Source organism: Streptococcus mitis (genome assembly GCF_002096895.1).
Lineage (GTDB): Bacteria > Bacillota > Bacilli > Lactobacillales > Streptococcaceae > Streptococcus > Streptococcus mitis_AH.
This window is the reverse complement of record NZ_NCVI01000020.1, coordinates 520,488-543,337: the sequence shown is the minus strand read 5'-3', so window position 1 is coordinate 543,337 and position 22,850 is coordinate 520,488. Positions and strand designations below refer to the sequence as shown.

At 36.2% G+C, this 22,850-nt stretch carries 19 protein-coding genes and 1 pseudogene; 5 read left to right on the top strand and 15 right to left on the bottom strand.

Annotated elements, in window-relative coordinates; genetic code table 11:
* Window positions 1-79: 79 nt before the first annotated feature.
* Genes B7697_RS07260 through B7697_RS09435 form a run of 4 tightly spaced genes read right to left on the bottom strand, consistent with a single transcriptional unit; the run spans window position 80 to window position 2,295 of the window.
* Window positions 80-460, bottom strand: coding sequence for a rhodanese-like domain-containing protein (locus tag B7697_RS07260; RefSeq protein WP_000259256.1), 381 nt, complete (start codon window positions 458-460; stop codon window positions 80-82).
* Window positions 460-729 carry a YqgQ family protein gene (locus B7697_RS07255; RefSeq protein WP_192851485.1) on the bottom strand — a complete coding sequence of 90 codons (270 nt, stop codon included), beginning with the start codon at window positions 727-729 and terminating at the stop codon, window positions 460-462. The genes B7697_RS07260 and B7697_RS07255 overlap by 1 nt, the downstream gene beginning before the upstream one ends.
* 47 nt (window positions 730-776) lie before the next feature.
* Window positions 777-1,373 carry a response regulator transcription factor gene (locus B7697_RS07250; RefSeq protein ID WP_084951048.1) on the bottom strand — a complete coding sequence of 199 codons (597 nt, stop codon included), beginning with the start codon at window positions 1,371-1,373 and terminating at the stop codon, window positions 777-779.
* Window positions 1,354-2,295, bottom strand: coding sequence for a sensor histidine kinase (locus B7697_RS09435; RefSeq protein WP_239822301.1), 942 nt, complete (start codon window positions 2,293-2,295; stop codon window positions 1,354-1,356). Before B7697_RS09435 ends, B7697_RS07250 begins: the two co-directional genes overlap by 20 nt.
* A gap of 321 nt (window positions 2,296-2,616) precedes the next feature.
* Between B7697_RS09435 and B7697_RS09430 the strand changes: the two genes are divergently transcribed.
* Window positions 2,617-2,769 (top strand): hypothetical protein, encoded by a 153-nt coding sequence (locus B7697_RS09430; RefSeq protein WP_239822297.1) that lies wholly within the window; start codon window positions 2,617-2,619, stop codon window positions 2,767-2,769.
* A 239-nt stretch (window positions 2,770-3,008) separates the two neighbouring features.
* On the opposite strand, the gene B7697_RS07240 is transcribed toward B7697_RS09430, so the two are convergent.
* The 4 genes from B7697_RS07240 to slmA all read right to left on the bottom strand — a co-directional run bounded on the left by B7697_RS07240 (window position 3,009) and on the right by slmA (window position 6,180).
* Window positions 3,009-5,024 (bottom strand): FtsX-like permease family protein, encoded by a 2,016-nt coding sequence (locus B7697_RS07240; protein WP_084951044.1) that lies wholly within the window; start codon window positions 5,022-5,024, stop codon window positions 3,009-3,011.
* A 12-nt stretch (window positions 5,025-5,036) separates the two neighbouring features.
* Window positions 5,037-5,771 (bottom strand): ABC transporter ATP-binding protein, encoded by a 735-nt coding sequence (locus B7697_RS07235; protein WP_084951042.1) that lies wholly within the window; start codon window positions 5,769-5,771, stop codon window positions 5,037-5,039.
* Between the two features lie 131 nt (window positions 5,772-5,902).
* Window positions 5,903-6,010: a QVPTGV class sortase B protein-sorting domain-containing protein gene (locus B7697_RS09265; protein ID WP_142359003.1), complete on the bottom strand. Its 108-nt coding sequence runs from the start codon at window positions 6,008-6,010 to the stop codon at window positions 5,903-5,905.
* A 29-nt stretch (window positions 6,011-6,039) separates the two neighbouring features.
* Window positions 6,040-6,180, bottom strand: coding sequence for a salivaricin M family lantibiotic (gene slmA, locus B7697_RS09425; RefSeq protein WP_338152200.1), 141 nt, complete (start codon window positions 6,178-6,180; stop codon window positions 6,040-6,042).
* Between the two features lie 588 nt (window positions 6,181-6,768).
* Here slmA and B7697_RS07220 point away from each other — a divergent pair.
* The 4 genes and pseudogenes from B7697_RS07220 to B7697_RS07210 all read left to right on the top strand — a co-directional run bounded on the left by B7697_RS07220 (window position 6,769) and on the right by B7697_RS07210 (window position 9,784).
* Complete coding sequence (locus tag B7697_RS07220; protein WP_025171438.1) at window positions 6,769-7,677, top strand: LysR family transcriptional regulator; 909 nt, start codon at window positions 6,769-6,771, stop codon at window positions 7,675-7,677.
* A gap of 51 nt (window positions 7,678-7,728) precedes the next feature.
* Window positions 7,729-7,986: a hypothetical protein gene (locus B7697_RS07215; RefSeq protein ID WP_084951041.1), complete on the top strand. Its 258-nt coding sequence runs from the start codon at window positions 7,729-7,731 to the stop codon at window positions 7,984-7,986.
* An 88-nt stretch (window positions 7,987-8,074) separates the two neighbouring features.
* Window positions 8,075-8,125, top strand: a pseudogene (locus B7697_RS09485) (hypothetical protein); the annotation flags it as partial.
* A gap of 54 nt (window positions 8,126-8,179) precedes the next feature.
* A complete protein-coding gene (locus B7697_RS07210; protein ID WP_239822296.1) occupies window positions 8,180-9,784 on the top strand; it encodes an N-acetylmuramoyl-L-alanine amidase in 1,605 nt (534 codons plus the stop codon).
* Window positions 9,785-9,815: 31 nt separating this feature from the next.
* Here the strand turns inward: B7697_RS07210 and B7697_RS07205 are convergent, their stop codons facing one another.
* The 7 genes from B7697_RS07205 to B7697_RS07170 all read right to left on the bottom strand — a co-directional run bounded on the left by B7697_RS07205 (window position 9,816) and on the right by B7697_RS07170 (window position 22,807).
* Window positions 9,816-10,133 carry a hypothetical protein gene (locus tag B7697_RS07205; protein WP_084951037.1) on the bottom strand — a complete coding sequence of 106 codons (318 nt, stop codon included), beginning with the start codon at window positions 10,131-10,133 and terminating at the stop codon, window positions 9,816-9,818.
* Window positions 10,134-10,385: 252 nt separating this feature from the next.
* Entirely contained in the window at window positions 10,386-11,279 is an 894-nt protein-coding gene (locus B7697_RS07200) for a DUF6287 domain-containing protein (protein ID WP_084951035.1), read from the bottom strand.
* Between the two features lie 686 nt (window positions 11,280-11,965).
* Window positions 11,966-18,460 (bottom strand): S8 family serine peptidase, encoded by a 6,495-nt coding sequence (locus B7697_RS07195; protein ID WP_084951033.1) that lies wholly within the window; start codon window positions 18,458-18,460, stop codon window positions 11,966-11,968.
* A 583-nt stretch (window positions 18,461-19,043) separates the two neighbouring features.
* On the bottom strand, window positions 19,044-19,829 hold the full coding sequence (locus tag B7697_RS07190; RefSeq protein WP_033684901.1) for an ABC transporter permease: 786 nt from the start codon (window positions 19,827-19,829) through the stop codon (window positions 19,044-19,046).
* A 1-nt stretch (window position 19,830) separates the two neighbouring features.
* Entirely contained in the window at window positions 19,831-20,649 is an 819-nt protein-coding gene (locus B7697_RS07185) for an ABC transporter permease (RefSeq protein WP_033684900.1), read from the bottom strand.
* Between the two features lies 1 nt (window position 20,650).
* Window positions 20,651-21,643, bottom strand: coding sequence for an ABC transporter ATP-binding protein (locus tag B7697_RS07180; protein WP_084924010.1), 993 nt, complete (start codon window positions 21,641-21,643; stop codon window positions 20,651-20,653).
* Between the two features lie 282 nt (window positions 21,644-21,925).
* Window positions 21,926-22,807 carry a class II fructose-bisphosphate aldolase gene (locus B7697_RS07170; protein ID WP_023946263.1) on the bottom strand — a complete coding sequence of 294 codons (882 nt, stop codon included), beginning with the start codon at window positions 22,805-22,807 and terminating at the stop codon, window positions 21,926-21,928.
* Window positions 22,808-22,850: the final 43 nt, after the last annotated feature.

Here is a 22,850-nt window from a genome sequence, read left to right as displayed (position 1 = left end):
ACTCCTTAAATTTTATACAAATTAATTATACTATAAAACAATAGCTTCATCCTATCATTCGACTAATTTGGAAATAAGGTTAGCTAGTCTTCACTTTCCCTTTCCAAGAATCCAAACCATAAGAAAGGATATAAATCTCAGAAAAACCTTGTTTTTTCAAGTAAAGGGCTGCATTTGTAACTCGTTGCGCACGTTGGTTTTCATAAAGAAGGACAGGTTTATCCTTACGAAGAGCTGCAAGACTAGTTTTCAACTGACTTGAAGGAATATTGCGAGCCCCAAGGATATGCTTTCTGTGGAATTCTGCTGGATCACGCAAATCAATCAATTGACCCGTACGAATCAAGGCTTCAAACTCCTCATTATCCACAATTTTAGCCGCACGGCGAATACGAAGATAGTTAAAGCCCATCCACGCCAACATTGCTAGTATAAGTGCCCACAAAATCCAAGTAACCATTAGTTCATTTCTCCATTTTTCTCAATATAATCCAATTCTACCTTGTGCTCTCTGCGAAGAACCGCTTCTGCTTCTAGATAGTCTAATTTGTCCATCAACCCTGCGTCGTATATTCGAGAGAGCTCCAACTTCATCAGTTCAATATCATATAAGCGTTTTCCCATGTAAACAATAATACCAAATCGTTTGAGGAATTGCTGCACATCATAGAATGTTTTCATAAAACTCATTCTAGCAAATTTTTGTGTTTTTTTCAAGAAGAGACTCACACAAGAAGTAGCACAGAAATTAAAAAAGCTGCATCTTCTGCAACTTTTTAATCTGGTGGGAAATATCCCAACTGCTCAGCAATGTGAATTGCCTCCTGCCTGTTAGTCACTCCCAATTTTGAAAAGATATTGGCCAAGTGATTGGAAACTGTACGTTTACTCACATAGACCTTGTCACAGACATCATCAATGGTCAAGCCATTTCTAACCAGTTCTAGTATCTCGATTTCTCGTGGTGTTAACACCTCTACCATCACTTCATCTGAAAAGACCTTACCACCTAGATAAATCTTTTCCAGTTTTTTCACCAACTCATCTGGGTCCATACTTTTGTCCAGAAAGCCATAAGCCCCCATAACTTTAGATCGGTGTTCATACATTTTTTTACTGTAACCTGTCAAAATCACAACCTTACTAGAACAACCATTGTCGATAATCTCTTGTGCCAAGGTCAGCCCATCATCTTGATACAGACTCGTCAGGTTGATATCAATCAAAATAATGTCGTAGTCATTAAAAGCAATCTCCGAAATAGTCGAAAAATTATCTACTAACTGGACCTTTTTAATGTTTTCCGATAACTCTAAAATCATCTTGATACTTTGGCTAAATAATTTATGATCATCAATTAACAAAATTTTCATAACACAACTCCTTATCAATCGGGAGAGTAATTTCTACACGAAATCTCTTATTATTTTCAAAAATCTGCATTTGACCACCTAAAACACTAATTTTATTAGACATATTTTTCAAGCCATAACCTAAGGATTTTTCTGTTTGAAGGCAGTCATTTTCAGAAATGATAAAAATAGTGTCATCATGCACATCAATCTTCAAAGAAATCCTTCCACCACTAGCGTACTTAACGGCATTGGTCGTCAATTCCTCAACCAGACGGTAGGCAATTTTATCGTAAGGAGATAAAAGCCTAAAGTGGACAGGAAACTGTGTGACAACTTCATTTTCTGCGTGATAGCGCTTGACAATCCGATTAATCAGCCCTTGATACTGGATGTCTAACTGCTCGTCTGTTTCTACCATTGGCTGATAATAATCCATCCGCTCGCGAATCCGCTGAACCAACTCCTCTGTCACCAGATTGATCTGTTCACCAAAAGCTTGATTACTACTATATTTATTGAAATTTTTTATTGCCATCACATTTTGCAGGATTTCATTGTGAAGAAATTCGGAGAACTGTTGTTCTGTATCTTCATTTGCCAGCAGACTTTTCACCATACGGTTACGCTTTAAAAAGAGAACTTTTACATAATCCCTAGCATCTAGCATTTCAGCAGAACGAAAAAGGCGAATCAATTCTTCCGAACAAATCCCGAACAATAGTAACATGATATTCAAGACCAAAAAGCTCATGTTTAAGTCTAGACGAAAGATGATGAAAATACCTACTAACAAAAACATAACCAGTAAAAACAAGCGTGAAAAAGCTTTTATATAGGACAATTTCAACTCTGATACCCTTTTTTGAAGAGAGCTGACAATCGTTTTGAAGTGTAAAAAAGCTAAGATACCAAGAATTTCTAGATACCAGACTAGGTTCATCACTCCTGAGCCCCTCGTATTGATATACAAAAAGAAATAAGAAAGAGGCAATATTAAAGCTAATATCCACAAATTTCGTCTCTGATACTTGAGTTTACTTTTCAACTCTTTATGATATAAAATCAGTAAAATCAAGGGAACAAGGTTTAAAAAGAAAGACGCAAACAAGGACAGAAAGAGAAAAATTGAAGGACTTAACAGATACGAACTAATGGTGATTAGTGTCAACACAAAGGACACACTCAACAGTTCTTCTCCTATTTTCTCTCCCAGAAAGATAATAGACAGAGAACTATACACCAATAAAAAAGAGTTGAGCGGATGAAGAATATCAAAAAAATGCAACAAGGTGCTCGCAACTCCTTGATTAAATATGGATTGCCAGCTAATGAGAAACATCATCAGGAGCAACCAAAGTTTCAACTCACTATACCGAAAGGTCACAATATTACAAATATAGCTAAATACAATTAAAGCAATAATCAGCAATAAAACCATCTGCAAAGAAAAATCTGTCGAAAAGTCCAGAGGAATCCTATAATAAATATAAATCATCAAAGCTAGATGATTAAAAATCGTCAACCACCACAATAAAAGTGAGTTTTTCGAGAGCGATTTGACAAACTGTTTCATATGTATCCACTTCCTGAACTACTTTAATATCATTATAACACAATACCAGAATTGTCGGATAGGCAACTCTGGTATTTGACTTAATTTTCAATAATTTGCCAACTTACTCTGTAAGTCACTAGCAGGTAAAGGACAAATAGTAAGACTGCTACTCCCAGATAGGTGATATCAATAGAAATGCTGGTATTAGCGAAATTCTCAAAATAACCCAAAAGAGCGGTACTCAAGGCAAATGCTAGCGGACCTGCGATGACCAGCGGAACCAAGAAATAATTTAGAATCTGTTGCAAAAGAATAAAGCGATTTTGTTTTCTCTTGTTCCCAAGAAGGTATAAGATTTGATAATCATTAACACTATCCAAAGCACTTGTAGAAGTTTGAAGGGACAAGATACTGAGGGAAATAATGATAAAAATAACACTGACAAAAATCATGACAAAGACAATGACGCCCATAAATCCAAGATAAATCTCAAAAATTCTTCCTTTCGTTTGATAGGTGAACGGATTCAACTCTGCTCCATCACGAGTGAAGTAGTATTTTTCAATCCACTGATTCAAGAATGTTTCTACTTCCCGTTTGTCAATGTTTTCTTTGAAATTGGCAACATAGGTCGTGTGGTCTTCCGTCAATCCAACTACTACCTTATCTGGTACAATCAAGGTTCCTGAGTCATTTGTAGTTACTGAAGATAAAAAGTAAACTGTTTCAAGTGGCTTTGAAGAGGCAAGGTTGAGAGAACGACCGTTAATCATGAAGGTTTTGGTCGTTGATAGAAAGTCCTGGATCTGCTTGGCAGTTCCTTTATAGTTGGCATTGACTAGAAATTGGTCTTCTGCCAAGTCAACCTCTCTTTCACCTTGCAGTTTGCGGAGATGATTGTAGGCAGAAATTCCTAAAATCGGTACTTTTGATTCAGGAAGTTTCTTATCATGCTCCCAGAGATTGCTAGTATCAATCAAATCTTTATAGGTTAAATCACTAGAATAGATAGGATAGCTGTACTCCTCTTTGATGAGGTTAAAGTCAAATCCATCTGCTTTCAGCCTATCTTTTACAGAATCCTGAGCAAATTGGAACTCTTGACCACGATAAAGATTGACAGTTACATCATAAGGTGAGTATTTGTTCAGCTCTCGGTTCATAGTCGTATAGGCACTACCACTAAAAACGAGTAAGCTGAGAGCCAGTGTCAAGGTCAAGGATAAGACAGCCAACGTGACCGAATTACTATCAGCTTGTTTTGAAAATTGACGGATTTTAAAAGTGTTTAGTTTGTTATAGTAGATTTGAGGCAGTTTTCTAAGGGAGAGCAAGATAAAATGGCTCAAGGTATTGTAAAATAAAATCACAAAAATCACGAAGACAGATACCAGCAAGATACCCCAGCTTTTCAAGAATGATAGATGGTGATAGTCTGAAAAATAGAGAGCACCAAAACCGATAACAGCTGTCGAAAGAATAAAGAGAAGTGCTTGAAGAACTGGCTTGCCTTTTGCCAAGACAGATTTCTTGACCCCATTCTCTTGAATAAGTGCAATGATATTTTGCTTTCTAAATGTAAGAATGTCCATTACACCAACAATAAAACTGGTTACCAAATAGGAATAAACTAGTAAGATGACAGACTTGCTATCAAAGAAAAGCAGACTACCAAAGTAATTGGCCATAAAAAACTCAGATGCAACCTTAGATAGAATGACCAGTAAGATCAAACCAAGCAAGAAACCTAGAATCAAGGAAAAGATATTGACCAGCATGGTTTCAAAGAACAGGGTACGGATAATCTGCTGCTTCTTCATTCCCAGCGTTGCATAAAGTCCCAGCTCTTTCTTGCGCCGTCCCAGCACAAAATTTGTGGAGTAAACGATGAGAAAGGCAATCGCCGATAGAATCAGATAGGAAAGCAAGCCCATGTACTGGCTCATCACCGTCGTCAACGTTTCCTTTGCTCCTGATAAACTTTGCATCACTGGATGACTTGGTAAAGCATTAAAAGCGTAGAGCAAGCTATAAATTAATGTCAGACTGAAAAAATAGATGATATAAGTCTGTAAATTTCGAAATACATTTCGTAAAATCAATTTTGGATACATACTCTCCCCCTCCTACCTGGTACGACTGTAAATCTCTTGCAAATACTGTTCATTAGATAAGCTGTTACGTTCCAAATCATCCATAATCTTTCCATCGCTAAGCAACACCATCCGTGAAGAGTACTTAGCTGCGGCAGGGTCGTGAGTGACTAATAAAATGGTGATGCCAAAACTTTTATTGATTTCCTGCAAAAGCGCCATCAGTTTTTCAGAATTGGCAGAGTCCAAGGCTCCTGTCGGCTCATCTGCGATAATCAGTTTAGAATCATCAATCAAGGCTCTAGCAGTTGCCACACGTTGTCGCTGACCACCTGATAACTGATTAGGAAACTTATCTTTTAAGTTTTGGATGGCCAACTTATCCAAAATTTCCTCAATCTTATCCTGATGTTTTTTGATATTTTTCCCCTGAATCTGGAGAGGTAGAACAATATTTTCATAAACTGTCAAGGTTTCCACTAAGTTGTAAGCTTGGAAAATATAGGAAATGTTTTTAGCACGATAGTCAGCTAGTTCGTTTTCCTTGGCATGGATGATGTCAAAACCTTCAAATCGAATCTCACCTGATGTTGGTTTATCAATCGTTGAAATACAGTTGAGGAGTGTTGTTTTTCCACTACCACTGGCCCCCATAATTGCCAGAAATTCACCTTTTTCAACGGACAAGTTCACATCTGATAAAGCATGAACGATATTATCCCCTTGACCAAATGTTTTCGTTAATGCTGTCACAATAAGCTGTTTCATTATTTCATTCCTCCGTTTCTTTATGACACTCTCATTATACGGTTTCTTTCAAGGTTTACCATGAGTATTTTGTGCAATATATTCATGTTATAAAAAAAGCCGATACTTTTTTAGGTATCGGTCGATATTGATTATTTGCGATCGTTTCTTTTTTTCATAAAGTAAACAATCCCTACGACAACAACTCCTAAGACCAGTACAGGTGCATAGAAGTCTAGTGTTCCAATAATTCCTTCCATTTTATCCTCCTGTCAAAAAATAGAGAGTTTTATCCACAACTCACGTTTGGCGAAATACATTCATAAGAATATGTAAACCACCAACCACAGTGCCCCTGTGCTGTTAATCTAACAGCCGTACCCCACCCAGCAACAGATTTACCATCCAATTCTTGGCTATTAATTTCCATAATTCAAAGAATCTATCTCAGAGTTGTCTTGGTTTATTTGTATTTCTCCCGTAAATATAACACCAAATCAAAATGTTGTCAATGTTTTGTGATAAAACACTAGAATTTTCCTTTTGTTTTATCTAACAGCGAACATTATTTCTCGTACACTCATAGGAATATGTGAAACACAATCCACAGAGACCTGCTAGTGTCATTTTAAAAGCTGTGTACCACAAGCTTCTGATTGCGCAGAAAATTCTTGCTTTTCAACCTCAAAACTTAGAGAATCAATCTCTGAACGATTTGTATTTTTAGCCATAAGGTTGCCTCCTTCCTTCTTTTGGATGATTATCTTTACAGTAACTAGTATAAACTCTAGTACTGGGTAAATAATGAGTAAATCGTGCAAATTTCTTATTTTTGAGTAAAATTTTTATAGTTCTCAGTAAAGAGACAACTGAACAATCTCTTGCTCAGCTACTTTTTTACACTATTTCTTAAATTATTTAGAAATTTCTTCTTAACTACTTTACAGAGACTCACACAATGCTCCTGATTTTCCTATCTTCTTTGGCGATTCTGACACAAGTGTGGTACAATAAAAACATGAGAATTCAACAATTACACTATATTATCAAAATCGTCGAAACTGGCTCCATGAATGAGGCAGCCAAGCAACTCTTTATCACCCAACCCAGTCTTTCCAATGCTGTGAGAGATTTGGAAAATGAAATGGGCATTGAAATCTTTATCCGCAATCCTAAGGGCATCACCTTGACCCGTGATGGGATGGAGTTCCTCTCTTATGCCCGTCAAGTTGTCGAGCAAACCCAGCTTCTGGAAGAACGCTATAAAAATCCTGTCGCCCACCGCGAACTTTTTAGCGTTTCCTCTCAACACTATGCCTTTGTGGTCAATGCCTTTGTCTCTTTGCTCAAGAAAAGTGATATGGAGAAATACGAACTCTTCCTTCGTGAAACTCGGACTTGGGAGATTATCGACGACGTCAAGAACTTCCGTAGTGAGGTCGGTGTCCTATTTTTTAACAGCTACAACCGTGATGTTTTAACCAAAATGCTGGATGACAACCACCTGCTGGCTCATCATCTCTTTACCGCCCAACCGCATATCTTTGTCAGCAAGACCAACCCTCTGGCAAAGAAAGACAAGGTCAAACTATCTGATTTGGAAAACTTCCCTTATCTAAGTTATGACCAAGGGACGCACAACTCCTTCTACTTTTCAGAAGAGATTCTCTCGCAGGAATACCACAAAAAGTCTATCGTAGTCAGCGACCGCGCTACCCTCTTTAATCTCTTGATTGGTTTGGATGGATATACCATTGCAACAGGGATTTTGAACAGCAACCTCAACGGAGACAATATCGTTTCTATCCCACTGGACATTGATGACCCCATTGAGCTGGTCTATATCCAGCATGAAAAAACAAGCCTGTCTAAGATGGGCGAACGCTTTATCGATTATCTCCTAGAAGAAGTCCAGTTTGATAATTGAGAAATCAGTAAAATTTTATTATAATAAGCAAAAAAACAAAAGGAGATAAATATGAAAAAAGTTATACTTGCTAGTGTTGTTGCCCTATCTATTTTAGGATACACTCAAGCAACTGCCCATGCTCAAGAAACTAAAGCAGAGGGAGTACGAGAAAATGTAACAATTCCTCACTCAAGTACTTCAAAAATCGAAAACCAAGAAAAATCGAAAGAGAAGGTCGAAAAAACAGACAATTCTTCTAAAATTGACGATAAAGAAGAAAAAATAGAGAAAAAACTCCTGCTACAGAAGAGAAGAAGTCTGAAGTAAAAAAAGAAGAAAAAAAGTTGAAAAAGTCAAAGAAGGTTGGCAGGAAGAAAATAATAACTGGCGCTTTTACGAACACAACAAACCTGTTACCAACTGGAAAAAAATCCAAGGAAAGTGGTACTACTTCAACAAAGATGGCCATCGACTAAGCAATACAACCTTTGATGGTTATGTTTTCAATAAAGATGGAGTGATGGCTGAAAATGGTTGGAACTTTATCAATGGAAAATGGTACTTCGCTAGTTCTTCAGGAAAAATCTCTCAAAATAAATGGGAAAAAATTGCTGGGTCTTGGTATTACTTCGACAAAGATGGCATCATGCTTAGTAATACAACCATTAATAGCTACTTGCTGACAAATAGTGGAGCCATGGCTGAAAACAAATGGGTTCTCATTGATAAACATTGGTACTTCGCTAATTCTTCTGGAAAAATTTCTCAAAATAAATGGGAAAAAATTGGTGGGTCTTGGTATTACTTCGACAAAGATGGAATCATGCTCAGTAATACAACCATTAACAGCTACTTGCTGACAAATAGTGGAGCCATGGCTGAAAACAAATGGGTTCTCATTGATAAACATTGGTACTTCGCTAATTCTTCTGGAAAAATTTCTCAAAATAAATGGGAAAAAATTGCTGGGTCTTGGTATTACTTCGACAAAGATGGAATCATGCTCAGTAATACAACCATTAACAGCTACTTGCTGACAAATAGTGGAGCCATGGCTGAAAACAAATGGGTTCTCATTGATAAACATTGGTACTTCGCTAATTCTTCTGGAAAAATTTCTCAGAATAAATGGGAGAAAATTAATGGAGTTTGGTACTATTTTGACAAAATAGGTATTATGTCTAGTAACCAATGGCAAGGTAATTATTATTTAAAATCAAGTGGAGCAATGGCTGATAATGAATGGATATTTGATAAAAATTATAATAGCTGGTTCTTTTTGAAGCGTGGTGGAATGTATGCATCAAAAGAATGGATTGGAGCTTATTACCTCAAAGCTGGTGGTTATATGGCTAAAAAAGAGTGGATTTACGACGACACTTATAAGGCCCGCTACTACTTAGATGATAATGGACATTATGTTTCCGGAACTTACAAAATTGACGGTAAAGACCATCTATTCCACAAAAATGGTCAATGGATTTCTGAGGTCTCAAAAGAAGTTGGTTTTGTAAAAGGCCAATACAGTAAAACCATCTTTTTAGATCCAGGACATGGTGGAAGAGACTCAGGTGCATACTATTACAATGTTGCTGAAAAAGACCTCAACATGCAGGTGTATCGTAAATTACGCAAAAAATTAGAAGAACTTGGCTACAAAGTTCTTACTTCACGTGATAGTGATATTGATGTAGATTTTGTTACAGAACGTTCTCGTATGGTTAACAAGACTAACTCTGATATCTTTATTAGTATTCATTTCAATGCGACTGGTAGCCCGTACTCTAGAGCTAGCGGTATTCAAACCTATTCCTATAGTGATGATCCTGATTATCCAAGTAAAATCAACCCATACTGGCATAACCATCCTGACCGTATGAGTGAGAGCAAGCGTCTTGCAGCCGCTATCCACTCTTCATTGTTAGCTGAGACTGGTGCTAAAGATGCTGGTTTATTGGAAAGAAGCTTTGCCGTTCTTAGAGAAACTGCTAAACCAGCCGTCCTCCTAGAGCTAGGTTATATAGATAATTTCGCTGAAAATCAACAGATTCGAGATAGCCACTATCAAGATAAGCTTGTAGCAGGTATCGTGAAAGGAATCCAAAAATATTACGCTGGTAAGTAAAAAAGGGTCTCGAGAAACCTCGAGGCCTTTTCTATTTGTCTTCTTTTCTATCTTTATCAGGAAAGAGGTATCCAATACCAATGCAAGCTAGTACGCCCGCTCCAATTACCAAGCCACTTGAAATTGGCAAAAGGTCCAAAATTGCATTTGCAATGATAAAAGCAATAATTAAACACATCAGACTAGCCTTGTAGTCTTTTTTCAAAAAATTCTCTAGAGTGAAAAAGAGGAACAGTCCTACCGGAATCAGTGACCAGAGGTTGACATCCAAACTTGGCCATCCAACAGAACCAAAATACAAAACCAAAGCTGAAACTAGCAAGAATCCAATCCCTAATAACTTTTTCATTTGTTTATCTCCAATTTCTTTTTTATGAACTTGAGTTATCTGATAGTGACGCCTCACGTCCCTTACAAAAATCATTATAGCAGAGGTCAGTTTCAAGAACAAGTTCTTTTGCCTATCTGGTCTATATATCAGTCTAAGTGGTTGAAGTGTTAAGATAAAAGAAAAGAAGCCCTAATGAGCTTCTTCATTCTAGCGATTGCAAGAGTATTTCTGAACTAAAACAATCAACAGTTAGATTCTAAACTAGTTTTTCTAGTTCGTATTTTTCTTTTCCTTAGATTCTAGAGAAGTTTTGATTGCTTCGCGTTCAGCCTGTAGTTGAGCTAAATTCTTCTCCTCTTCCTCAAGCTTACTAGTATCTGGTTTTACACGATAGTAAACATCTTCTGGTCTCGATAACATCGCTTCATACTGCTGTCCTGCAAACAGTCTATCCTCGTCATGATTGCTTTTATCTGTTAGTTTTCCATCATCACTAGGTTTCATGACAACTCCACTTGGAACAGCAACTACTACAAATCCTCCAGCAACAGAATCTTTTACCCAAGCACTAAGAGAAACTGTTTCTGGATTCTGACTATTTTTTCCACCTGATGCTTTCAATTCGACAATAGATTCATTCTTTTGACCATTCGACAGCCAAGAGGAACGCATTTCCCCAGACTCATTAATAACATATTCATTACCGGAAGCTGTACGCCATGTACCTTTCAAACTAGATAAATCATTATTTCTTAGTGATTCAATATCCAGTTTTGGAACAGCAGTTTCTTCTTTTAATTTGTCAACTAACTTCTCTGACTCAGCGACTTTGCTATCTAAACTAGCTAACTGTTCCTTGAGTTTCTGGATTTCTTCCTCTTTCTGCTTCTTAATTTCAGATTCTTTAGAATTATCTGTCGCTTCTTGACTTGTGTTCTCTTTTTTAGCAACTGAAGAAATAGATTCACTTGATTCTTTCTTTGCGTTAGGTGAGAATAAGAAGAGGCTTGCTAGGATTGCAACTACCAAGAGACTAATGGCAATGCCAATATAGACTTTTATTTTAAAAAACTTGCCCCTAATCTTAGATGGAGAAGTTCCTTTCACTACCTTCGATACAGTTGATTTCGGACCATTTTTCTCTTCAAAACGTTTCTTAGTCATAGTATTCCTCCCATTTTTCACTATATTTCACCTATATCTTAAACAAATTCGCAAGATTTGTCAGTATCCATGAATGGATGGATTTTCAAAAGAAAACCAATCAACTAATCCTTAAATATTGGCATCAATAGAATCATCCATTAAACTCTATATCGAATTTATTAATATAAATTATACCATAATTTTTAAGAATTTTATATATTTTTATAGTCTAACTATGATAATGAAAAGGAGCTGTCCTTTCATATTATTCACTAATTTTATATTTATAAAAATGATTAAACAAACTTATTTACTTGTCAAATTTCAGATAGAGTAACCTTAAAATAAACACTCAAGAAGTGATTCAATCAAGAAATTATCTCACGCTTGTTAGGATTCACTTTGAGAAAATTAGCCTGTACTTCATCAAATAAATCTTGAGTTTTTAATATAATTGTAAAAGCACAATTTTTAATATATAGTTCGATACCGTATTTTGTGAAATTGGTAAAATTCAAAAAATCTTCTTATCTGTAATAAGAAGATTTTTTGTTATCTAAATGAAGTCCATTAATACATTCTAAAAGAGTATAATTATCAACGTAATCTTAAGAATTAAGTATTAAATAGTAATTGTCAGCAAACTGTTTAACCATTACAGTATCTAATCTCAACACATAAACATTTTTTCTATAGCTTTTGTCTTAATCTTGATCTTTTTTCTTCAATCCAAGAAGTACTCCTACTATAAACAATATTCCAGCAATGAATGGTGTAAGAACTGCTCTAACTGTTCCGGTTTTTGGCAACCTATCAGAATGGTTAGTATCCGACTTACTATCAATGTTAGTATGTTTATTAGCTATGTTCACTTGTTTATTAAGATGGACTTCCTTCTTATTTTCAAAGTTTTTATAAAGAACTGTAGTTGTAACATCCTTAGTTGAATCAGATTTTTGTGAATGATTTGCTCTTTGTAAGTCCTCTTTTCTATGACTTTGATTTAATTGACTAGGATTTACCTGTGGGTTGTCTTTCTTTTTGGATACATCAAAAGTAGGTTTATTTTCCTCCTCCTTTTTCTCCTCTATTTTCTTGAATACAGGTTTTATAAGGGTATCTTTTGATAAATTAAGAACATAGCCAACATCTTTTTTCCCTTCGAAACCAGAAATTTCCCAACCATCAAATTGATAGCCTTCTTCTAATTCACCCTTATAGACAGGTAAAATGAAATCTTCTTCCGCCACTATCGTTGAACTCATTTCTTTTCCATTTTGAATGGTTACAGTTACCATATGAGGATTTAGTTCGCTTACCTCTCCCGTATCTTTGTTTAAAATGAATTCTTTTACGGTTGTATTTCTTGCAAAATCTTTTACAACAATCTTAATGTTTAGTGTCTTATCTGCTATTTGTTTAATATCATCAAATGATTTATATTCTTTTCCATTTACATAAATATGTTGTTCTTGAATCTCACCATCGAATCCATTATTTCTTTTATCATTGATATTAAAGACTACAGATTTTCCCTTAGCATATTCGATACTAGTATTTCCCTTAGGATCAATCTTTACTTCTGGTTTAACATTATCATATAAAAATTGATAGTGTACTCCAACCGCTTTCGCATTCAAATCGCTATAGCCAGTTTGAAGATAGACATTTCCATCCATGTCTGTTACCTTATCTGGGAATCCGTTTGCTTTATAGTCTTTCATCCCCCAGTCCATGATGTCACCGTCTTTAACATTAAGCTTAATGTTAAAATCTCTAGTGTTATCAATGTGTAAATCTCCATAGATTAAATAATTATCTACAACTGATTCATTAACTCTCAACTCCCAGTTAAAACCACCCTTATCAGAAATCTTACCTCTTAAATAAAATTCTGGATTTCGTACATAAATTTTATTAGATTTAGATGGATTAAAGTAGTTCTTGTCCATTGAAAGATTTACTGGTTTTGCATCAATAAATAACGTAGAGCCATCTTCTTTTATAGCTTCTACATTGGACTTATCCTCTCCTGTGTACTCTTTACCATCCTTACCAAATAATACAAGTTTAGAAGAATCTGTCACAAGATTTCCATCTTTATCGATTGCTTCCCCTTTATCATTCATTTTAAATGTAAACACTTGATACCTTACAATGTTAAAGCCGTCCAAAGCCGACATTAATACGGATTGAGTACTTCTTCCATCTTCAACATTTCTACTATCAGCATAAATTATTTTTTCTGATAAGACTCTTAGATTAGGATTGGCCTTTTGGATTTTTGCTATATCTTTCTGGCTATAAACTCCATTTCCTTCTAACATATCCGTTTTTCCAGGATTATAGGTAGTCACTTTTAGTGCATAGCCTTTTCTTAGAATGATGTTATCCTTTAATAGATATTGTTGTTTTTCTGAATCAGAATAGATTTTACCAGATTCCATGTCCGTTAAATTGTTTGGTTTATTTTTTGAAAGATCTCCTTCTCCTAATTCTATTACATTCCCATAACTTGATGCATAGGGATATTCTGTCTTAGTTTCCTTATTTTTTTCAGGCATTCTAATTTTAGTTTCAGCTTTTATCTGATCATCATCTTTAACAAAGAATCTCATATCTCCTGCAAAAGCTAATCCATCCACAATATCATTAATATTAGCGTATAAATCAAATGTCATCGTTTTTGAGTGGGAATCATACTTGGTCGTTTTGATTTCTATAGATTTATAGTTATTTCCATAATATACCTTGGCATTTTTAGAAACATTACTGATCTTTCCAAGAATTTCAAAGTGTCCATCTTTAGACGGGCTTAGAACACCATAAATTTTTGATTTGATTTCGTCAAGTTTTTCAGTTTCATATTCTAAGGCACTACCATCGTCATAAGCAATGATATTTCCCTTATCATCGTATTTATAATCGTATTCTTCTGTCCTCTTACCAGTTTCACTTGTAAAGTCATCAACTTCTCTAAATTTCTTTTTAATGAGTTTCTTTAAGTCTTTGCTTTCAAAATCTCTAATTGTTGAAATGGCTTTACTGATAGTAAAGCTAGATTTTTCTTCGATAGACTCTTCATTTCCTTGATGATTTTCTACCTCAGTTGTATCTTTTTTAAGACTATCCTCTTTTCTATTTTCTAAATTTTTAAATTTAGATTCGGCAATCTCTCCAAGTTTTTGGTATTTAGATGAATCTTGATCAGGATCTACTAGATAATAGGAAATCATCCCCTTTTCATCAGCATGATCAGCAAATTTAATTCTATGAATCTTTGTGAAATTGCTAGAGCCATCTAATGCAATGACTTCAATGATTTTTCCTCTTAAATCTCCTGCACCTTTAATTTCATAAATGGTATTTCCGTCTTTGTCAAGTTTTCTATTTCTTCCTTGACCCTCACCTGCATAAGTTACTTCAAGATTTTTCTCAACATCTCCATCTTCATTAACCAGAGCAGCTCCAGCATACCAAACTTCGTTGGCAATCTCGTCAAATTTTTCAGGATGTTCTTTCTGATCTCTCGCAAATAGCGTTTCATTCTTGTATTGCTCTTTGACCTTGTGATAAGTATCCTTTGTGATCAGCTTAATTTTTTCAGGATTTGAAAAATCAATTGAAACAATCTTTGGAGGTGTGTTATCAATTTTTACAGGAATATAGGAAACCTGCCATGGATAATCTTTAGTTAATCTATATTTAAATTTATAGAAATATTGGCCTTCCGCAATCGGTTCAAATTGTCCTCGTATCTTAGTAGCAGGATCTTTTTTGTCATTACTTTCTGGGGCATTTTCTTCTTTCCCTCTAGGGTTATAAATGAGTCCATCCCATTTCAAGTCACCCCAAACTTTTAGCTTAGAAGATTTGATTCCCTTTGCATCATTTCTTTTAGAGTTTAAAATTCCTTTAATAAAGTGTTCTCTCGAAATGACTTTTAAGTCGATTTGATTTTCTCCCTCTTTATTTGTATTTACTATTGAAATCAATCCTTCTTCTGCACTTCTTAATACAAGTGGAGAAGGCGTTAATCCTCTCTCAAGTTGAGCATCTTGAGGATTTCCATTTGAATCTAAAGGATAAATTTTAGCGATCTTAGAACCACTTGATGATGGTGCGTTGATCCCTTCGTTATTGAAAGCAAATAATTCTGGATTTTGGTCTAGAGATGTTGTATTTTTATCTTTTCTATTTTGTATAACTCCTGCTGGATTAAATTTATCTATACCATGTTCTCCACCAATCCCCTTATTTAAGGTTCCTGGAATTTTCGGTTTACCATCATCATCATAACCTTCCATTGTTTTTGATTTTGAACCTTCTTCCCAGGCCCATTTATCAAGGATTGGTTCGTGGTTCCAATTCCCAGCAAATCCCATTAGAGGCATCGATAAAGAAGGTTGGAAGTTTATTTTCTTCCCGTTTGAGTTCAGAGCTTCCATTTCTTCCACTGACTCAAAATGAATAAATGATTCTACAAATTTATTTTTGTTTTTAGCCTCCCCAACATTTATAACCGCATTTAAATCAAAGCTAGAATTTGGGCCTATAGTGAAAGTGTCATGCTCAAATGTAATATTTGCTCCTTTGACTTTTTCTGGGTGGATTTCTGGAACAATTTGCTTCCCATCTGGAGATTTTTCATCTTTGTATGTTTCATCCAGTTTTAGTCTGTCAGTTAAAGCATCTGTAGTTATAGCAGATGCTGAAACTTTAAAGGTCAAAGGTCGGTTTGATGTATTGTGAAGCTTAACGGTAAAGTATTTTTTATCTCCTTTTATTTCTTTAAGGGAAATAGAACCATAAGAGTTTACCAATCCTTTAGAATCCGTGTTTTTGAAAGTCGCTACAACTTCATTTCTCAAAGCATTGGCAACATTAATTAGCCCTGCTCCCTGTTGTCTAGGTGATGCAAAGTATTGACTTTTTTCTTTCCAAGAAGTCGCATCCATCATAGGACGTGCAGTATTTTGTAGGGCAATTTTTGTAAGACTTGTAAGATCTATTTTGTCATCTCCCTTAAGATTTTTCAACACAGGTCTTTCAAGCATTTCCTTTAACTTCGGTCTAATCAAAACAGTAGAAGCTGCTACGATTGGAGTTGCCATACTAGTCCCTGACATATAACCATAAGTTGATTTCCCATTAATGACATTGAGAGTGGATTTAATGTTTTTACCAGGTGCTGAAACATCAGGTTTTAAAAGTAAATCTGTTCTTGGCCCCCAAGATGTGGACCCTGCTGGAACTATGATATCTTCTTTATACAGTTCTTTGTCTGTGTCAGATGCAAACTTAAAGTCAATTTCTTTTTCATCACCTACATTCGGTTTATTAGAATTATAGCTTTCCATATCAATTGGATAGTATTGCTCCAATTTATCTTTAAAATCTTCTTTATTATTTCTTTTGACTTTAGTTTTTTTATCAGGATTAATCATGTTCCATAGCTTTACACCATCATCTCCTGAAATTGAAAGCACTTGACTAGTAGTTCCTTCATCCTCCTCATATCCCATAGCTGGAAGCTCTGTCCAATTATCTCTATTGTAGTAATTTACAGTATTTACAACCATAATGGCGCGTGCGCCCTTATCCGTTGCTCGTTTAAAAGCATTTTTTAAATCCTTGGTATAAATTCTATCCATTACTGCAATTTTGCCCTTAAGATCCAAACCTATCAAATCTTGGTCTTGACCTTTGCCTATATATACAAATTTCAATTTACTAGGAGCTTTTGAACCATCTTCGTTTGTTATGATTTTATTCTTATCGAAAAAGGCCCCTATATTTCTATATTTAAAACTCTCTCCTCCAATCTTAACTTTGTCAAACTCAACTGTTTGATTTTTAGCAGAAGCAACTGCTATCGCATCTTCATGTGCTGCAGTTCGTGTTACATTTCCAGTGTCGGTCATTTTCAGATTATTATTTGCCACTAAATCCCATGAAGAACTTGAAGCAGAAGTCGCATAGTTACCCGTAGCTACGACCATTGGAATGCCTGCTTTTCTTAACGCTCTAATAGCTTGCCAATATTTCTCACCTACAAGGCCCGTTCCTGTAAAGCCAGATGATACCGAAACAACATCAACATTGTGTTTGATTGAATCTTCAATAGCATGAAACATTGTTTCATCCCCTGCGAAGCCAGATCCTGCGTCAGAGTACATTTTATAAGAAAAGATCTGTGCATTAGGAGCAATTCCATCTATTCCGTTAAAGTTTTTGATATCTTTTTCAGTATCATTTCCCGCAAGAATCCCAGCAATATGCATCCCATGTGGATCAAAATAATCGCTTCCATCATCAGCTTTTTCTACAGTGATTTTACCACCATTATAATAATTGAAAGCATGAGGAATTTTATCACTCAACCAGAAATTTTTATCAGTACCTTTTAAGTCTTCTTTTTTAAATCTCATTGAGTCTTTGGCATCATCATCGATTCTCATAGCCTTATGCCTATAATCTGTCCCCGTATCGATATTTGAAATAACCATACCTCTGCCATCAAAGTTTTTCCCAAATGGTGCATTGATAGATTTTAGGTAATCAATAGCTTCCTCAACTCCAATTTCCTTTCTAGCATGATTCATCATAGGTTGGACTTTTTGTGACCTTTCAACCGATGAGATACCTTCTATTAGTTTAATTTTGTCCAGATTATCTTTGGTTGTTTCAATAGCGCTACCGTTAAAAATTCTATCATAAGTATATAAAACTTTTGTATTCTTAAGATTTGATAGTTCCTTGATTGCTTTTTCTCCAGATTCTTTATCTTTAAATTCAGCAATATAGACAAGTCTATCTTCTTTTTTGGGACTGTCCGTGTCTTTACTTGCAGACGAGTCTGCATTATCTCCTTTGTATTGATTGGAATCTTCTTTTTTGATTGTTGCTTTTTCATTGTTAGTTTTATTGTCTATCACAGATTCTTTACTAACAACTTCTTTTTCCTCAATAACTGTTGTTTTCTTCTCTTCAGTATCCTTTGAAGTTTCTATAGCATTATGAATATCTTCATGTTTTTCTTTGTTTTCGTTTTGTTTACCTACTACTACTTTTTCTTTATCAGAGATACTTAAAGCATCTTCAGAACTAGATGTATCTGCTAAGACTACCTCATTAGGGACATATGCTGCTAAAATAACTGCAGCTGTGGTTAATGACAATACTGTACTTTTTTTCATTTTAATTCCTTACATATTTATTTAACTTCCAATAGATAGAAAACTTTAACTTTGCTAGCCTTTGTTATAAAAAGTTTTACTAAGTGTTATCTAGGAAATAGAGTAGTACATTTATATATAATTGTTAGCTCTCTGAAAAATAGTATATCAATTAAAAAAATTTAAGTCAAGAAAAATTAAGGTCTATTAATTTTATTTTTAATATGTGTTAAAAAAGATATAAAAATTTCGTATTTAACTGAGATACATTATCAGCACATTCACACCATCAAAAATAGTAGCAATCAAGTTGAAGCACTACCAGAATTACAAAAACAGACATAATTGATGCAATAACAATGTTGTGTAACAACATAAATAACCGATAAGAACTAGTCTTATCGGTTATTTCCTACATATCTAATTTTGCAAATCTTCAGTCATATGTTCACCTGTGACCTAGGCTTTACGAGTGCGGTGCTCTACCAACTGAGCTAAATCGGCGATTACACTTACAGTATAGCACTCTGAGGATGGATGTCAAGGAATTTTCATTCCTATTAGAAAAAGCCTGTCCTGAGACAAGGCTTTGAGTTTCTTCCTCTTAGGATCCTGCACTTTCGTAGGCATCCAAGCCCCTATCCCAAAGTTTAAGGGAAATGACAAAGAAAACCAGAGAAATCAATATCAAACCTCCGATGTTAAAGATTACATCCTTGTCCTGCAAGAAATAGCTAGCAGGATAGTAGGCCGTAAAGGCAAATGGCACGATAAAGCTAATCAACCAACGAAGAGCTGAATTATAAATTGAAATGGGATACTTGGCAAAATCATTAAACATATAGAAAATGTAAATCATGGCGCCTGACTGCTTGGTCCAAAAAGCGATACTAGCTGTCGCGATTTTTAAGGAAGTATAAATCAAGGTCGCAAAAGGAATACAAACTAGGAAAAGCAGGAATTTGGGAAGCGTCCAAGCAATACTTGATACTGTTGTCGCTAGTAAAATACCACCGACCAAGAGCTCGCCCAAGGCATCAATCTGAAAGGTCTCAACGAGTATATGGAAGAGCGGATTGATAGGACGAGTCAGATACTTGTCAAACTCCCCTTTTCGGACTAGGCGTTGCCCTAGCGCCCAGAGATTGTCAAAAAAGAGATGATCCAATCCCTTGGGAATCAAAGAAAATCCATAGATAAAGGCGATTTCTTGAAAAGTCCAACCTTCTAGGGATGGAATATGTTGAAAAATGACATTGAGAAATAAGAGGTTCAAGCCTTGAGTTAGAAAAACTCCCAGCACACCAACCACAAAATCCACCTTGTATTCCATGATTTGTTTGATGTATTGTCTGATAAAAATCAGATGCATGCGTTGATATTTTTTCATACTAACCTCCCTGAATGGTAATAAAGGACTGGACTCGTTTCCAAATCAACTGAGACACCCCCACCATCACTAAGAGCCAGAAAAACTGCAAAGCGAGTGCCTGAAGAATCTGACTAGCATCGTATTTCCCAACAATAATCATAACCGGAGTATAAATCAAGGATGAAAAAGGCAGAAAGGACAAAATATCTGATACCACCTTGGGAAAGAAAGCCAAGGGAATTAAACTCCCAGACATAAAGGCCACTATGGAAGTCTTTAGTAGATTGGAACCCCATAGATTTTTAAACACAAAGGCAGAAAATCCAAAGCAGATATTAAAGAAAAAGTTAATCAGGTAGGCTAGCGTTAAGCTAAAAAGATATAGAACAGTTAAGCCCAGCACTTCTACAATACCTTGCCCCGATAAGACTTTCATCAAAACAATGACACTTAAAAATGGCAGTCCAACAGATATAAAAATCAACCACTTGGAACCAAGTTCAGTGAAGAGATAAGAGGCCGCAAAATGCACTGGTCGCAACAAACGCATGATGATAGAGCCATCCTTGACCTCCTCCCCAATCATAAAAGACGAATCTGACTTGGTCAACAGATTAGTCACAAAACTCATGATGATGTAAAGGGTGATATCTGCCATGCTGAAGCCCTGAATCAAGGACTCCTGCGAGGAATCAAAGACTGCCTTCCAGAGATAGAAAGCCACAAATGCTCCCATCACATCACCAATCCGATAGAGAAGAAAATTGACTCGATAGGTAATCAACTCCTGAATCCCTGCATTGATAAAGGGTTTATAACGTCTCCACAATTTGACCATCTTAGAGCTCCTTTCGGTAGAAGCGACGGATAATGTCCTCGATATCCGTATCCACCATCTTCAAATCTCGGATGTCAAAATCAGACAGGGTTTGCTTGATAATGTCCGCCGACTGGTAGCGGGAACTATCAAATTCAATATTGAGACTATTTCCTTGTCTATCAACGGTCATATCAGGCAAGCCTTCATAGTGAGAAGCGAGATGACTTTGCCCTGGCACCAATTCAAAGGATAGAGTCTTCATCTTGCCAAAGGTCTCCTTGAGCTGACTCACCGTTCCATCAAAAATCTCCTGCCCCTTGTCAATCATGAAAATCCGATTACAGAGCTGCTCAATATCACTCAGATCGTGAGTCGTCAAAAGAATGGTTGTTTCTTCTTCCTGATTGATTTGGGTAATGGCCCGACGAATGTTATCCTTGACCGAAACATCCAAACCAATGGTCGGCTCATCTAAAAAGAGAACCTTGGGATTGTGAAGCAAGGAAGCTGCAATGTCCGCCCGCATGCGCTGCCCTAGTGAAAGAGTCCGCACGGGATCCTTGATAAAGTCCTTCAAATCCAAGACTTCATTTAAAAAATCCATGCGCTTGTGGAAGAGCGAATCCGGCACATCGTAAATCTCTTTTAACACCGTGTAGGTCTCTTGCAGAGCCAAATCCCACCATAGCTGGGTACGTTGTCCAAAGACAACTCCAATATCCTTGACATAATCTTGGCGATTGTCTTGCGGAATTTTGCCGTTAATCCGACAAAAACCAGATGTCGGTTTCAAAATTCCTGTCAGCATTTTAATGGTTGTCGACTTCCCTGCACCATTGGCCCCAATAAAGCCTAAAATTTGCCCCTTGGGAACCTCGAAGGTCAAGTCCTTAACAGCTTCAAAAGTCTGCTTTTCAGGATGAATAAAGGAACGTAATGCCCCCTTCAAGCCCGGTTCCTTAACAGTCTTCACAAAATTTTTCTGAAGATGTTCCACTTCTATCATTGCCATATCTATCTCCCTATCGTAAGGAATAGCATCATTGTATTTTTGACTACAAATATTCTAAATTCTTACTTTCTACACCTTCTACATTTTATTACTACAGAAGGCTTTATACCAACCTATTATAGTCCAATAAAAACTAGAATGCAAGCGTTTGCCTAAAGTTTATGAAATTGAAAATTTTTCTCTTAAAATGGTATTTTAAATCAAAAATTATGGTTTAATTGTTTCCTTAAAACACAAAAAACCCACCCAATGGGCAGGTTTTATCTGTATTATTCAGCTAGATTAAGCTTTACCTTCTGAACCGAATACGTCGATACGTTCTTCAACTGATGCTTGGATAGCTTTTACACCGTCAGCCAAGAATTTACGTGGGTCGAAGAGTTTTTTCTTGTCGTATTCTGCTTCGTTTGCTTCGTAGTCACGAGCAAATTTACGAGTTGCGTTAGCGAATGCGATTTGGCATTCAGTGTTAACGTTAACTTTCGCAACACCAAGTTTGATAGCTGCTTGGATTTGCTCATCAGGAATACCTGATCCACCGTGCAATACGATTGGGAATCCTGGAACAGCTTCAGTCAATTTTTGCAAGTGATCAAGGTGAAGACCTTTCCAGTTTGCTGGGTAAGGACCGTGGATGTTACCGATACCAGCTGCCAAGAAGTCGATACCAGTTTCAACCATTGCTTTAGCGTCTTCGATTGGAGCCAATTCACCATCACCGATGATTCCGTCTTCTTCACCACCGATAGTACCAACTTCAGCTTCCACTGATACACCATTTGCATGAGCAAATTCTACAACTTTACGAGCTTTTTCAAGGTTTTCTTCAACTGGAAGGTGTGAACCATCAAACATAACTGAAGTATAACCAACTCGGATACACTCAAGTGCATCTTCGTAGTGACCGTGGTCAAGGTGGATAGCTACTGGTACAGTGATACCCATTGATTCAACAAGGTTAGCGATCAAGTTGCGAGCAACTTTGTAACCACCCATGTATTTAGCAGCACCCATTGAAGTTTGAATCAAAACTGGAGCTTTTTTAGCTTCTGCTGCACGCAAGATAGCTTGAGTCCACTCAAGGTTGTTTGTGTTAAATCCACCAACTGCATAACCGTTGTCACGAGCTGCTTGGACAAATTTTTCTGCTGAAACGATTGCCATTTTATCAGGCCTCCTGTATATTTTTATGGGTCATCCCATTTAC

What these genes read in the sequence shown, in the direction of transcription:
- B7697_RS07185 (WP_033684900.1), bottom strand. Translation starts at nt 20,649, where the DNA reads ATGGTCAAATTGTGGAGACGTTATAAACCCTTTATCAATGCAGGGATT.
- B7697_RS07210 (WP_239822296.1), top strand. Translation starts at nt 8,180, where the DNA reads ATGGCTGAAAATGGTTGGAACTTTATCAATGGAAAATGGTACTTCGCT.
- B7697_RS09430 (WP_239822297.1), top strand. Translation starts at nt 2,617, where the DNA reads ATGAAGAATATCAAAAAAATGCAACAAGGTGCTCGCAACTCCTTGATT.
- B7697_RS07190 (WP_033684901.1), bottom strand. Translation starts at nt 19,829, where the DNA reads ATGAAAAAATATCAACGCATGCATCTGATTTTTATCAGACAATACATC.
- B7697_RS07250 (WP_084951048.1), bottom strand. Translation starts at nt 1,373, where the DNA reads ATGAAAATTTTGTTAATTGATGATCATAAATTATTTAGCCAAAGTATC.
- B7697_RS07240 (WP_084951044.1), bottom strand. Translation starts at nt 5,024, where the DNA reads ATGTATCCAAAATTGATTTTACGAAATGTATTTCGAAATTTACAGACT.
- B7697_RS07215 (WP_084951041.1), top strand. Translation starts at nt 7,729, where the DNA reads ATGAAAAAAGTTATACTTGCTAGTGTTGTTGCCCTATCTATTTTAGGA.
- slmA (WP_338152200.1), bottom strand. Translation starts at nt 6,180, where the DNA reads ATGGAAATTAATAGCCAAGAATTGGATGGTAAATCTGTTGCTGGGTGG.
- B7697_RS07235 (WP_084951042.1), bottom strand. Translation starts at nt 5,771, where the DNA reads ATGAAACAGCTTATTGTGACAGCATTAACGAAAACATTTGGTCAAGGG.
- B7697_RS09265 (WP_142359003.1), bottom strand. Translation starts at nt 6,010, where the DNA reads ATGGAAGGAATTATTGGAACACTAGACTTCTATGCACCTGTACTGGTC.
- B7697_RS07200 (WP_084951035.1), bottom strand. Translation starts at nt 11,279, where the DNA reads ATGACTAAGAAACGTTTTGAAGAGAAAAATGGTCCGAAATCAACTGTA.
- B7697_RS09435 (WP_239822301.1), bottom strand. Translation starts at nt 2,295, where the DNA reads ATGAACCTAGTCTGGTATCTAGAAATTCTTGGTATCTTAGCTTTTTTA.
- B7697_RS07180 (WP_084924010.1), bottom strand. Translation starts at nt 21,643, where the DNA reads ATGGCAATGATAGAAGTGGAACATCTTCAGAAAAATTTTGTGAAGACT.
- B7697_RS07220 (WP_025171438.1), top strand. Translation starts at nt 6,769, where the DNA reads ATGAGAATTCAACAATTACACTATATTATCAAAATCGTCGAAACTGGC.
- B7697_RS07260 (WP_000259256.1), bottom strand. Translation starts at nt 460, where the DNA reads ATGGTTACTTGGATTTTGTGGGCACTTATACTAGCAATGTTGGCGTGG.
- B7697_RS07170 (WP_023946263.1), bottom strand. Translation starts at nt 22,807, where the DNA reads ATGGCAATCGTTTCAGCAGAAAAATTTGTCCAAGCAGCTCGTGACAAC.
- B7697_RS07195 (WP_084951033.1), bottom strand. Translation starts at nt 18,460, where the DNA reads ATGAAAAAAAGTACAGTATTGTCATTAACCACAGCTGCAGTTATTTTA.
- B7697_RS07205 (WP_084951037.1), bottom strand. Translation starts at nt 10,133, where the DNA reads ATGAAAAAGTTATTAGGGATTGGATTCTTGCTAGTTTCAGCTTTGGTT.